This is a genomic window from Gardnerella greenwoodii 00703Dmash (genome assembly GCF_000263635.1).
Lineage (GTDB): Bacteria > Actinomycetota > Actinomycetes > Actinomycetales > Bifidobacteriaceae > Bifidobacterium > Bifidobacterium greenwoodii.
Genome location: NZ_ADEV01000009.1, coordinates 1 through 14465, shown reverse-complemented (window position 1 = coordinate 14465; position 14465 = coordinate 1). Strand labels below are relative to the sequence as shown.

The 14465-nt window shown below is 40.5% G+C and carries 4 protein-coding genes, 1 tRNA gene and 1 pseudogene; 1 reads left to right on the top strand and 5 read right to left on the bottom strand.

The window, feature by feature from the left end; translation table 11 throughout:
• Positions 1–44: 44 nt before the first annotated feature.
• The 5 genes from NG78_RS02150 to pyk all read right to left on the bottom strand — a co-directional run bounded on the left by NG78_RS02150 (position 45) and on the right by pyk (position 11422).
• Positions 45–1790, bottom strand: a complete 1746-nt coding sequence (locus tag NG78_RS02150; RefSeq protein ID WP_004134827.1) for a VWA domain-containing protein — start codon at positions 1788–1790, stop codon at positions 45–47.
• An 82-nt stretch (positions 1791–1872) separates the two neighbouring features.
• Positions 1873–7620 carry a type I pullulanase gene (gene pulA, locus NG78_RS02155; protein WP_080577896.1) on the bottom strand — a complete coding sequence of 1916 codons (5748 nt, stop codon included), beginning with the start codon at positions 7618–7620 and terminating at the stop codon, positions 1873–1875.
• A gap of 220 nt (positions 7621–7840) precedes the next feature.
• Entirely contained in the window at positions 7841–9508 is a 1668-nt protein-coding gene (locus tag NG78_RS02160) for an alpha-amylase (RefSeq protein ID WP_004134822.1), read from the bottom strand.
• Positions 9509–9652: 144 nt separating this feature from the next.
• A tRNA-Leu gene (locus NG78_RS02165) sits at positions 9653–9726 on the bottom strand.
• A 256-nt stretch (positions 9727–9982) separates the two neighbouring features.
• Positions 9983–11422: a pyruvate kinase gene (gene pyk, locus NG78_RS02170; protein WP_004134820.1), complete on the bottom strand. Its 1440-nt coding sequence runs from the start codon at positions 11420–11422 to the stop codon at positions 9983–9985.
• Between the two features lie 682 nt (positions 11423–12104).
• Between pyk and NG78_RS02175 the strand changes: the two are divergent.
• A pseudogene (locus tag NG78_RS02175) lies at positions 12105–14465 on the top strand (hypothetical protein); the annotation flags it as partial.

Genomic DNA, 14465 nt, shown 5'->3' with positions numbered 1-14465 from the left:
TTCCCCTAATTCACTAATAATAAAAATACTATTGAAATTATTTATTAGTATTTATTCACTTCGCACACGTAGCCTGTCTTACCGCTAAATGTTTTGCGCAGTGTAGGATTTGTAAATAGGTTGTCGCGCTGATCGTTCCAAGACCATTCGTCATTTAATCTCCAAAGCATAAGATAAAACTCAGGTTCACCATCTTTATCATTTCGACTTGGCTCACCCGGCAACCAATTTTGATACTTTACTTTTTCACCAGTAACCCAGTGTGCATACACGTCACCATTTTCGCGCTGAGAGGTGTAACCGCCAATCCACACATACTTGACACCTTCCTTCTTAGCCATATTTATAACCTTAGTTTCCTTACTCTTGTCTGTAAGAGTTACTAAGTATCCGCCATCTTGCATGCATGCACTATTAGCTTCGGTCCAAGTTACATCTCCCTTATGAAGAACAAAACGAGAACCACTCTTCTTATAAGTCTTCCTCTTCACTGGCTTAAACGCTAAATCGTCACCAATTCCACCAGACTTATGATTCTTCGAATCTGCAAGCAAAGCAGAAACTACACGATCAACATAAGGATTTGTTGAGGAATCAGAATCGTATTCAAGGCAATAAACATTATCTTGATTAACTCTAATTCTATTCATTACATCTTTCATATCTGAAATAGAATTAATATCCCAGAAGTAGCCGTTTGTTTCGTTTGCAATATTTTGCAATACGCTAGAATCAGCATCAGTTGTACCAATCAAATAAACTGGTATTCCCTTTTCTTTTGCGAGCGCAATAACCTCATCCGCAGTATGAGTGCTTTCATTATCCAAACCGTCTGTAAAAGCAATAACACAGTTAAAGCCTGGATGGTTTGAAGCATTAGTAACACCAGTGTATAGAGCATCATACAAGGCAGTCATTCCGTAAGGTGTCATATTATCGATACCTGTAAGAAGTCGATTTTTATCGTTTGTGTATGTTGCCATATACATGAGGTAGCTATCGAAAGATATAAGCTCTCCTTTATCTCCAACCTTATAGTTGAGATTGCGCACAAAATCACTCATTGTTTTCTTCATAGTGTCGATTGAAGAATCCATTGAGCCAGATTTATCAAGAAGAATCTCGTAATTAACACCTTGATTGTCTTTAATTCGCTCAACCTTATGAATAAGGCGTTCTACTTCTTTGCCGCCACCAATTTTTTCGCGAATTGCAGCAGTTGGAGAGTCAATTTCAAGCGCTTTTCCACTGCTATCCGTAAGAGAAAAGTACAATTTAACGTGCGGATATTGAGAAACGTCGGAATTAACAATTTTTAGCGTATAATCTTCATACTTGTGCGATTGAGTAAGCTCACTGCGAAGCTTTGAATAAGGAATTTGACCCGGATGAATAAAATCCCAAATTAAGCAGCCAAAAATACAAGAAAGAATAAAAGATATAACTATTGTAATAGAAAGAACTATATTTCTTTTATCCTTTAATTCCTCATTTGAAAAAACATCAAATCCAGAAAATAGGCCGCCACCGCGAGAAGACGAAGGAATAGCTGATGCCGTATAAGTGGCTGATGCTGCAGCATTAGCATTATACGGCTCAGCTTTGTAAGCTTGAGGCATGTTGTTACGCATACTTTGCTGATTCTGAGAACTCTGCTGATTCTGAGAACTCTGCTGATTCTGCGTATTGTTCTGCTGATCATTTTCTGCAGAAGCATTAACAGCTGCTCCACAACGAGAACAGAACCGTGTATTATCCTTAATTAAAGCTCCACAGTTGATGCAAAACATACGTTCTTCTTTCTCACAGCATTATGCAAGTACTTGCATAATTAGCTCAAGCTTAATATACTTTTTGATTCTATACCTTCTTTTATATATTCTTATTTCGCTTTACTTTAATAAAGGACGCACTAGCCACGACCAACAATATTGCACAAATAAATACAATCTGAATTATGCTGCTACCTGTAGCGCTTAATTCTTGCGATTTTTTAACAATATCGTTATTTAGAACGGTTATGTACGTCCATGCAACTTGATTACCATGATCATCAATCAACACAACTGTATGCTTTCCGGAATATCCTGCTGGGAAGATTGCGTCAAACTGAGGAACACCATTTACCATTCGAACAGTTACATACTTAGAACCATTTGCGCTCTTAAGTAAGCGAGGAGAGGAGTAAATGTATGCGTATGCATAAACTACACCGTCTTTCTTCAATCGTTCGGTAAATTCACTGTTTACAACATGAATACTCACATTGTTCACAACACCGGCTGTTGCAACATCATTGCTACCTACAGTAAGCGTGCCCTTTAATTCTGGCTTAAGCTGCTTAACAGTTACAGGAGCTTCAGGAGCTGGAGCAGATGGATCTGGTGCTGAAGTGGAAGTCTCAGCCTTTTGAGCATGATTCTCAACCTGAGCAGGCTTCTCAGTTTTTCCAGTCTTTCCAGTGTTTTCGGATTTAGCAGTATCTTCAGAATTAACATGCTCTGGAGTCTTATTAGCAGGAGCAGACTCATGCTTATTTTTAACTGAAGGCTGCGTATTTCCTTGCTGAGTATTCTCCGTCTGAGGATTACCTTGCTGAGTATTATGAGTTTCTACAGAAGGTTGCTGCGATCCATGTTGAGTTCCAGAACCAGACTGAGGATTCACCGGAGCAGGCTGAGGATTCACCGGAGCAGGCTGAGGATTTACAGGAGCTGGCTGAGGCGCCGGCTGAGGATTTACAGGACCAGGAGCTGGCTGAGGCTGAGGCTGTGGGCCTGGAGCAGGCGGTTGAGGTGTAGGAGTTACAGGAGTCACAGGCTCACTCTTCTTTTCAGCATTAAGCAACACAGCAGTCGAAAGAGCAGCAACCTTATATGTTCCGTCAGCAGAAACATTAGCCTCTTGAGCACCATCATTAACTTTGCCATTAGCAACAAGAGCAGAATACTTTCCTGCTGGAATCTTTACTTGAGTTTCAGCATTATTAGCATTGAACACTACAACGTACTGCTTATCTGCATCTTTAAGCGTGTAAGCAATTACACCATCAGGAGTGCCATCAATCATCTTCATGTTCTTGTTAATTGTTGCATAATCAAAATCACGAAGAGATTTAATGCTCTTGCGTAGCTTCAACAATCCCTTGAAATAGTTCACGGAATCAGATTTGTCAGCAGCACGATTCCAATCAAGAGCATTGTCTTTATCGCCAGCATTGTAGCTATTAGAATTACCGTTCTTGCTTCTTAAGAATTCCTGACCAAGCTGAATAAACGGCATGCCACGAGAAAGCAAAATCATTGAATTTGCAAGCTTTACTCGCCTCAATCGTACGTCTTCAGTGTCTTTAGGCGCAGAAACCTTTAGCTTATCGTACAACGACAAGTTATCGTGAGCTTCAACATACTGAACTACTTGTCCTGCATCAGCAAAGTGCGTTTCAGCATTACTATTCGAGCACTTAACAGTACTCGTGCCAAATTGGCAACCAAGCAAATTATGCTCAAGCAAAGCCTTAACACCTTTATCTGTATTGCCATTTACAAAACCAGTAGACGCATCACCAAACACAGAACCTTTTACAGAATCACGGAAGGAATCGTTAAAGAACGCTACTCCTGGAATCTTATAGCCATTTGGCTGAATAGTAGAATCACTCTTAGGAAGCAGTTCATTCATATCCCAGCCTTCACCGAGCACAATAATTGAAGGATCAATCTTATTAAGCTCAGCACGCACTTCCTGCATAGTCTTCAGGTCAATTAAGCCCATCAAATCAAATCGGAAGCCGTCAAGGTTGTAATGCGTAGCCCAATACTTTACAGAATCTAAAATATACTTGCGCATCATTTGACGCTCAGAAGCAGTATCGTTACCGCATCCAGAATTACCATTCAGAGCGCCATCCTTATAACGGAAGTAGTATCCAGGAACCGTCTTGTTAAACGAATGATTTTGTGCGCTATAAACATGGTTGTAAACAACATCCATAATCACACGCAAACCAGCTTTATGAAGACCAGCAATCATTTGCTTAGCTTCCTTAACTCGCGCTGTTGGATTAGCAGGATTCGTAGAGTAAGACCCTTCAGGAACATTGTAGTTTTGCGGATCATACCCCCAGTTTTGAGCACCTTGCTTTCCATAGCTCAAGTCACCAGTTTCATTCACAGAACCAAAATCATACATTGGCATGATTTGCACGTGAGTGACACCAAGAGACTTCAAATAATCCAACCCAGAAACATTATGCTTATCTGTAGTTTTCGTACCTGCTTCTATTACGCCAAGATACTTACCACGATGAGCATCGCTAATACCAGAGTTTGGATTGATTGAGAAGTCACGAACATCCATTTCTGCAATTGTTGCGTCACTTGGATTCGTAAAGCTTGGCATACGATTTCCAGCGCTACCAGCGTCTTTATCTGCTAATACAACAGAACGTTCACCGTTTACTACTGAAGCTTTCGCATAAGGATCAGCAGAAACATTCACTGTGCCATCAGCAAAATGAACTTCATATGCGTAAGCTGTATTAGCTTTATCACCATCGAGCTTTACAGACCATACACCATGATCTTCTGCTTTCATAGCTGTTTCTTTGTCTTTTTCAGCTTTTTCAGCAGTCGACTTATAAGTAATCAGCTTTACTTCAGTTGCTGTTGGAGCCCAAAGCTTGAAAGTAGTTGAAGAAGCAGAATACACAGCACCTAAATCATCGCCAGTATAAGCATATTTCTTATCGAATTCATCGGTACGAATTACACTAGCACCAGTTTTTGAGGAAGCAGAAAGCTTAATATCTTTAGCTAATCCCTTAATACTCAACTCATACTTATGTTTAATATTAAGTTCATTCTTGGTTTCAATAGTAATCTCTGAACCATTAGCTTTAACAGAATTAAGCTCAACAGTCTTGGCAGGATTTTCACTAGCATCCAAAAGCGTTACGTCAGAGTCTTTTACAGAAGACACGTCACCAGATACTTTTACAGCTAACTTCTTTAAGCCAGCAATATCAGCAGACATTACGTGAGCTGTAAGTTGTGGCATAGTAGCGTTTAAGTATACTGTCATGTCATCTTGCATTAACCAGACTTCAACGCTACCCTTGTTTGGATCATTTGGATCTAGCTTAATCGCGTTGTTTGGAATACTGCGATCGCTAGGATCTTGTTTATCCCAAGCATTATTTGGCGTAGACTTTCTAACTTTGAAACCAACACTGTCAATACCAGCATCATTCTTAGCAGTGAAGGTTGCAACTTTGCCATAATCGTCATGCGAAGTGAAGTAACGAGCAGTACCACCGGTTCCGTCATTCCAAGTCCACATGTTCCAGCCTTCATAATCGCCAGCATTCCTGCGATAATGAACTGTTACCTTTAGCTCTTTTGGCTTCTTCTTAAGATTGTCTGGAGCAGCAAACTGCGTAGTACCCGTTCCGCCTGTTACCCAAGCTTCAGCAAGACCACTTGCGCAGTTTTCAATAGCACGATCGCCACCGTCTTTATTCCAATCTTTTGTAGTAGTAATAAAGGAAAGTGACTTGTTTTCAAAAGAACCATCAACCGTAGTTTCAAAAACTTTGCCGAATTTATCACTGCCATTGAACTCATGCCAAGCTCCAGGTAAATCTTTACCATCCTTGTCTTTGCCCCACAAATAAACGCCAATATTGCGAGTATCACTCACTTTTTGTGCGTAGTGGATGCGAACAGTGGTCTTTGGATTATATGCTACTGGGCAAGGATTTACTCCAACGCTACCCTTGTGATCTTGAGCTACATACGAATCAGTGTGAGCTGGAATCTTAAAGTTATTATTATCTCCTTCGTGATACCAGTAACCATTGCCATCGTTAAACACTGCTTCATAAGCTTTGCCATTGGTTCTAATTGTCTTCTTATACCAACCATCGCAAGCCTTCTTCATCTCATCGCCAGGAGCTTGAGTCCAGCTTGAGCCTATGCCGTAATGAACATATACTTTTTTATCTTTAAACTTTTCATCTGGCTTAAAGTAAATAGTTGTTGTAGGATCTTCTGGCATACCTGCATCAGGCTTTTCTTCACCATATTTAGGATCAGATGGATCAGTGGCAGAGCCTTTTGGATGATTAGCTTTTGTTGCATCAACGTGCAATACTACTGCTTCGCGAGCGCCAATCTTGGTTTTAACTTCACCTTTTTCAACTTTAACAGTCTTAGAGCAGTCACCTGCAGCATACACATTGCAGTACTCACCATCAGGCAAATCAGTCTTATAAGAAACTTCTTTTTCGTCAAGCGAATTGTTGATTGCTAAGAAGCCCTTCTTTTCGCGGCTAAAAGCAATGTTGTTATCGCCATCATCCTGCCAATTTGTGACTTTCGCACCTTGAACAGCATTGTAGAATCCAATCATTCCGCGAATAGAAGTCCAACGCTGAGTGCACTGCCACTTTGAATTAGCACCACAAGTTACTTCCGGAATAGACGTTTCAGTTGCACCAGGAGCACCATCATCATTCTTATCGAACTTGTATCCGGAATACACGTTTGGAGTGCCGTATGGCCACGCGAGCATGAAAGCGTTTGCTAAAGTGTAACGACGACCGTCCTTATACGTAAGCACGCTGTTACCGCGCTCTGTATCCCAGTTCGTAACGAAAATAGCAGCTTTATCGCTCTTAACCATTCCGTCTTGAATTTTGTTCAGAGGCTTGCTTGCCTTCATCAGCGAGCCTTTGAAACTTTGCATAAGCTGGTAAGAGTAGCCAAACTCGTTAACTTCGCCTTCATTCAAATGCGCAGCTGGCTGAATTTGTTGAGCTTCTGAAGGATTGCCAATAGTTTCCTGCATCCACCAGATGTCATTAATCTTTTTGCTATCTTCAACACTTTCGTTGTATTGCTTTATAGCAGAAGCTTTAATGCCCCTCATATCTTCTGTAGAAATATGTTTTACAGCATCCACACGAAAACCAGCAACACCAAGCTTCAACAAATCTGCAAAATACTTACCTAAAACTTGCTGAACATGCGGCTTAGAAGTATCCAAATCAAGTAAGCCTACAAGCCTGCGATTCCACACTTCCTCCGCATTGTTATAATGCTCAATATTCCTATTATCTTGATGGAAATCATCCTTTTTATATCCAGCATCTTCAAAAGTCTGAGTAGACACATCATACTTACTTCCACCAACACCGACTTTATCTTTATTATCAGCGCCAGCCATGTGATTAATTACAGCATCTGCAATAATCCCCACGCCCTTTGCCTTGCAAGTTTTAATCATATCTTTAAACTCAGCTTCAGTGCCAAGTTTAGAATCAAGCTTATAGCTCACAGGCTGATACGAAGTCCACCAAGCTTTACCTTTAATATGATCCTGAGAAGGCGAAATTTGCACATACTTCACACCTTCAGGACCATACGTTTGTTCGCATTCTTGAGCAATACTCTTCCAATTCTGCTGGAATGCAGTAACAATAACACCTTTACCTTTAAGAGTTACATTCGAAGAAGTTTCTTTGCTATTGCTAGACTCCCCGCTAGTCGCAGCGTTTGCGCTAATTGTAACAGCAAAACCAGTTACAAGCATTGCAACAGACGCAACAACAGCAACCATCTTCGATGCAAAGTGTCGACGATGACTCATCAGTTTCCTTTCCTCCGTTGGCATTAGCGCGTTTCTTCTTTGGACGCACTAATAGCTTAAATACGCAAACGGTGGCTAGTACGGCTATGTTGCTAGCCACGCATAAATGCGCATATAAGCGGAGGCAATTATATCACCGACATATTGACAATATTGCAATAAACAATTAAAAACTGCAGTTGTGTTGGTACTACTTAGCTGCACTTTCAACATCAGCTTTGTCTTTTTTAAATCGCAAAACCAAAGTAACAACCAAAGCTACAAAAATAGCAACAAATACCAGAAGTATTTTATTAATTGCAGAATTGCTACCAAAGTGCTTCACAGCCTTAATATGCAAAGCTACAGCAGAATGAGAAGGAATAGTTGTTTCAACCTTTCCTCCACTAACAGTTACAGTTTTTTCGCAATTCTTTGATGCATAAACATTGCAATACTCGCCATCTGGCAAATCAGTATTGTAACTAACATTATTTTGCTTATCGTCATTATTAATAGCGAAGAAACCCTTATTTCCGCGGCTAAAAGCAATATTATTGCTTTCATCATCCTGCCACTTAGTTACTTTCGTGCCTTTAACAGCATTATAGAAACCAATCATGCCTCGAATTGAAGTCCAGCGTTGAGTGCACTGCCACTTTGAATCCTTGCCACAGCTTGCATCTGGAACAGACGTTTCAGTTGCAAAAGGCGCACCTTCGTCACGCTCACTAAACTTGTATCCGGAATAAATATTTGGCGTACCATACGGATAGCTAAGCATAAAAGCGTTCGCAAGCTCATATAATTTGCCATCTTTGTAAGTAAGAACGCTTGTGGCATTATCTCGCTCAGTATCCCAATTTGTAACAAAAATAGCAGCACTCTTATTAGGAATAAGACCATCTGTAATATGCTTCAAATTGTCGATTGAACCAGAGAAATAATTTCGCAAACGGTACGAGTACTCAAACTCGTCTACTTCACCAGTTCCAACATACTTATCTGGCTGATTTTCTTTCGCACCATTGCTATCCCCAATTGTTTCCTGCATCCACCAAATGTTTTCAGGCTTAACACCACTAGCCTCAGATGCAGCCTTCTTAATAGCTTTCATCTCGTTTGGAGCAATATGCTTTACAGCGTCCACACGGAAGCCAGATACACCCATTTTTAGCAATTTTGCAAAATAATTACCAAGAGTTTGCTGCACATGAGGCTTAGAAGTATCCAAATCAAGCAAACCAACTAAACGATAATTCCAAACTACTTGCGCATCCTTATATGTGTAAATATCTTTATCTATTTGGTGAAAATCATCTTTCGTGTAACCAGCATCTGGATAACTCTGATTCGCCGCATCATACTTACTGCCGCCAACTCCCACAGTATCTTTATTGTCAGCACCAGTCATGTGGTTAATAACAGCGTCAACAATAATTCCAACCTTCGCAGCTTTACACGTAGTAATCATATTCTTAAACTCAGCTTCAGTACCAAGCTTAGAATTTAGATTGTAACTAACAGGCTGGTAAGAAGTCCACCACGCTTTGCCTTTAATATGATCCTCCGGAGGAGACACTTGAACGTACTTAACACCTTCAGGACCGTACGTTTCTTTGCACTCCTTGGCAATACTCCTCCAGTTTTGCTGAAAAGCGGTAACAATAACGCCTTTTTGTGGAAGGCCGTTTGTTGATTTAGTTGAAGCAAATGCCGAAGAGTTTGGAACAATGGTAAACACACACATTAATATTGTTGCTACAGCAGCGAATGACGCAAATACAAACATTAAATTGCGCTTGCAATTATTGATTAATTCGCCAGAATAATTACTTTTTTTACGCTTGCCTAGTTGCAATTTTGCACTGCGGATCATCTTTGTTCCTTTCACATCACGTACAGCACATTCATTGTTTTATTGTGCGAAAATGCTTTTATTATTATACGCTTTATTACTTATGTCTAAATATTAAAACGAAATAAAAAACGTCACTCAGCAAGCTAAGTGACGTTGTGCACGTGCCCCCGGTGAGACTCGAACTCACACTGCACAGATTTTGAGGCTGTTTCCTCTACCAATTGGGATACAGGGGCATCTTCAATTTTTCGCAATTTTTTGCGACTTGTTGACTATAGCACACTTTAAGCTGCATGCAAATAGTTAAGGCGTTTTGCGCGTGTCGCAATATTGAATAATTGCGATTAAATACAAGCAATGCGCGCAACCTACAGATAGGAAGCGCGCATTACAAGTCACAACTTATACGTTACACGTTATATGTCTTACACATACGCAAGTAAATAATTAAAAATTAAATCATACTAAACGCATGTGTAAAACCGCATAATATTAGTCGCAAGCACCAACTGTGTGAACGTAGATGGAGTCAGTACGGCCAGCCTGACGCTCACCCTGAGCAGTGCTCAAGATAACAATCTGGTCACCATCTGAAACCTTACCAGCCTCACGAAGAACCTTGTCGGTGAAAATCATCAAATCGCGACGATTCATATCGTGATAATCTTCACTAATCAAGAATCCTTCAGTACCCCAGCTCAAAGCCAACCAGTGATAAGTGTGCTCATTGTTGGTCAAGCCGTAGATTGGAGCGGTTGGGCGTTCGCGGGAAATACGATGAACCGTGCGACCAGTCTGAGTGTAGGCAACAATAGCCTTAGCGTTAAGCTTATCTGCCAAATCAACAGCTGCAGAAGAAACTGCGCCGGTGCTAGACATATCAAGCTCAACAGCAGGAATACGATCATAGCCATTCTCGGTAGCATACTGAGAAATGCGAGACATAGTCTTTACGGTAACATCTGGATACTTGCCGACAGCAGTTTCGTTAGAAGTCATTGTTGCGTCAGCACCATCGAGAACAGCGTTAGCGCAATCAGAAGCTTCTGCACGAGTTGGTACTGGAGAGTTAACCATTGTGCCAAGAACTTCAGTAGCAACGATAACTGGCTTTGCGTAACGGCGAGAAAGCTCAATGCAGCGCTTGGTAACGAGTGGAACCTCTTCAAGAGGCATTTCCACAGCCATGTCGCCACGAGCAACCATAATGCCGTCGAAGGTCTTAACAATCTCTTCCAAGTTTTCAACAGCCTGTGGCTTTTCAATCTTAGCAACGATTGGAATACGACGACCTTCTTCGTCCATGATTTCGTGAGCGCGATCAATATCGGTAGCAAAACGCACGAAGGACATAGCAATAATGTCAGCGCCAGTGCGAATAGCCCAACGAAGATCAGACTCATCTTTTTCAGTCAAAGCTGGAAGAGAAACTGCAACGCCTGGAAGATTAATGCCCTTGTGGCTGGAAACTGGGCCAGCAACAATAACCTTAGTGTGAACGTCGTTACCTTCTACCTTGGTTACCTCAAGGCGAACCTTACCATCATCAATAAGGATTGGATCGCCTGCGTGGCAATCTCCTGGCAAGCCCTTGAAGGTTGTGGAAGTGCGATGCTCGTCGCCTTCAACATCATCAGTAGTAATGATGAACTCCTGGCCTTCTTCCAAATAAACCTTATCTTCACCATCAGCGTTCTTCTTGAACCAACCACAGCGAATCTTTGGACCCTGCAAATCAACAAGAGCAGCAACATTGCGGCCAGTGGACTTGGAAGCTGCACGAACATTGTTGTAAACGCGCAAATGATCTTCAGGAGTGCCGTGAGAACGGTTCAAACGAGCAACATCCATACCAGCTTCAACAAGCTTGGTAATACCTTCCAACGATTCTGTAGCTGGACCAATGGTATCAACAATTTTGGCTTTACGCATAATGCCTACCTATTTCTATTTCTGTTTACTTTTTCATGAGCGCTTTAGCAATAAAAACAATAAAGAACTCAATTCATTTCTCTAGTGTATCAATGTATTGTGACCGCATAATGCATTTATACGGCGTTTTGTGAACACTCACAGAAAATCACATAAAATACTTTGACAATACTTAAATAATAGCTATTTGCTAACTTTGAGCATCGCTTATTTGACGCAGCTCTTTCGAACGTTTTGAGCCTGATTTCTTGCTCTTTATCTTTAATCAAGAAAACAAAATGTCTGAATTCGACAAAGCACTAAACGATTTAGTATCAAAATTATAGTGAGGTAATAAACTACAACATTTGTTTAGAAATTACCCAATCACATATCTGCGACACACCATAAGACGTATTACAGATTACGAAAATAATAAGAAATTTTATTAAAAATTATATTATTATAACATTTTGCAAAAAATTTTCATTTAGTTCACCCCCCCCCGTAGGAAATTTTACAGTCTAAACTAAGTTCAAACTGAAAAATATTATGGAAAATAACAAAAAATGATAGAATTTTAAATGTACCCGTTTAAATAGAGAGCTTTATTACTGGCATTGGAGAGATTTGTCATAGAATTCGTTCTATTTATTTGTTTAAAAAAATTCATTAAAGATTAGGGAAAATTAAGGAGATTGTTATGACAACGGTTAACCCTTCAAAGCACACATCATCAAAACCTTCTGGAAAGCGTTCTGCACACAAAGTACACACTCTTCCGTTAGCAACAATGGCTGCTTTGTTGACAGCAGCAACCTGCTTAGGCAGCCAGCCTGCCATGGCTGTTCCAACAACCACAATTCCTACAACAACATACACTGCAACAGCTAAAAAGCTTACGAAAGCCGCCGGTTCTGAGTCTCAAAATCGTGAATATGTTCCACTAAGCGACAAGAAACCTTGGTTGCAGTATCCAAATATTCTTGAATTTAGAAGATTACGCGGTAGAAACAGCGATGCGACAGAAATAAAATCAGACGTGGAAGGATATGATTCTGGTTGGAGAACTGTTAATGATAAAACAGCTATGTATGCGCATGTGGAAACACGTGACAACTCTGACTATCTTGTTTTTGATATTTTCTTCAACAACAATGCTAAGTCAATGATAGATAAATCTAACAAGCAATGGTACTTATGGCAGGTACCATATGCAGTTGCAGACTTGGGTTCCGATGGGTTATATAAATCTGATACGGTTACTAATCTTAAATACGATGCGTACAGACCGAAAAAAGGAAAAGAAGGTCACATTCTTTCGCAGGATCCGGAAGCTTTTGAGAAAGATAATTCCCTATCATTCTCTGTACCTAACATGAGACAAACTGATCAGTATTTTGGCAAAAATCGTTATGCTACTTATCAGGTAGGTATAGGACTTAATCCTGGTGATAAACTTTATGACGATTTAGATCAAATCTTCCATAAAAACCAAAATGAACCACTCATTAGCCGAATGGCTGCAGATCAAGCAATGTATGCTTATACTAATGGTAAGAAGTATAACAAAAATTACGGTTTGGGTATAACAGTTGCTAAACCGTATGACGATGTTGCGTATCATATGCATGCAGAATTAAAGCTTCGTCCAGAAGCCATTAATAAAAACGCAGACAATTATAACGACAAGTATGCAAACATTCAGAACGCATGGACATGGGCAAACAGCGGTTCTTGGGGAGCAACTACAAGTTCTGCATACACAGTTATTTCTGGTAGAGATCCAGAAAACGATGAAGACAAAGATGGTAAGTTAGGGCGCAATAAAACCGACAGCATAGCGCCAAAAATTTATTACAATGGCAAAACCGAAATCTCCGACAAAACTAAGACCATTAAACTCAAGGAAGGCGATAAACTAAGCTTCACTACCACCGATGACAAAGGTTATATTGAGAAGTTTAGCATTTCTGATTTAACGGACACTCCTATAACCAAGCAAGGTGTTGGAAGCGAAGACGAACCGCTTTCATCAGGTGATGACATCACTGTTACTAATGACATGGATAAAAAGGAAGTAACTATTACTTCCGAGGACGGCTCTGGCAACGTTACCACACGCAAAGTTAAAGTCAAAGTTACTAAAAAGCCAAAACTTTCTAAAGAACATCCTATTACCGGTAAAACCATTGATACTACCGTTGGTGAACCATTACCGCCATTGACAGACATTGACAAATTTGTAACTGTTAAAAATGGCGAAAATCTTGAAAAACAGCCAACCTTAAGCTGGAACGGCACTACTCCAAAAACTGATACAGTTGGCGTATTCACCTCTAGTATTATTGGAACATACTCCGATGACTCTAAAAAGACAGCAAATGTAACCATCAATGTTAAACCACAGAAGCCAGTTATCGACAATGATCTGACTAATCTTGCTGGAAAGAAAGGGCAGAAAGTAACAGTATCTGTTGGAAGCGGCATTCCTAAGGATGCTACTACAACAGTTAAACTGTTTGATAAAGACAACAAGGAAATCGGCTCTACTACAACAATTAACAATGGTAAAGCGGAGATTACTGTTAATGATGGAATTCCTGAAGGCGACGTGTATGCAACAACGACTGTCACGAAGAAGCCTGGAACGACACCTGGCGGTAAAATACCAATTCCAGGATTTGACCTAACTTCAGAAAACAGTGATAAAAAACAAGCTACCAAGCCTAAGGATACCCAGGCCCCGACTATCACTGCTACTGCTACTTCATCGTCTGTAGCAGTTGGGCAAGATCTGAAGATTCACATTGTTGCTAAAGATGATGTGAAGGTTGAAAAAATCAACTATATACAGGCATTAACGAGCGCCAATCTGCTTCAAGCTGATGATATCCTTAAAGGTCGTGCGAGTGTTTCAAAAACCACTGACACTGATCAGGAACAAGTGTTGGATCTTACTGTTAAGAACATGCAGCCGAAGGAAGTTGGCACACATAAGCTAACCTTCACGGTAACCGACTCGGCAGGAAAAACCGGCACCGTAACTCTAACCATAACCGTG

Bases quoted from the DNA above. Each gene is read 5' to 3' on its own strand.
- NG78_RS02150 (WP_004134827.1), bottom strand. From the start codon at position 1,790: ATGTTTTGCATCAACTGTGGAGCTTTAATTAAGGATAATACACGGTTC.
- pulA (WP_080577896.1), bottom strand. From the start codon at position 7,620: ATGGTTGCTGTTGTTGCGTCTGTTGCAATGCTTGTAACTGGTTTTGCT.
- NG78_RS02160 (WP_004134822.1), bottom strand. From the start codon at position 9,508: ATGATCCGCAGTGCAAAATTGCAACTAGGCAAGCGTAAAAAAAGTAAT.
- pyk (WP_004134820.1), bottom strand. From the start codon at position 11,422: ATGCGTAAAGCCAAAATTGTTGATACCATTGGTCCAGCTACAGAATCG.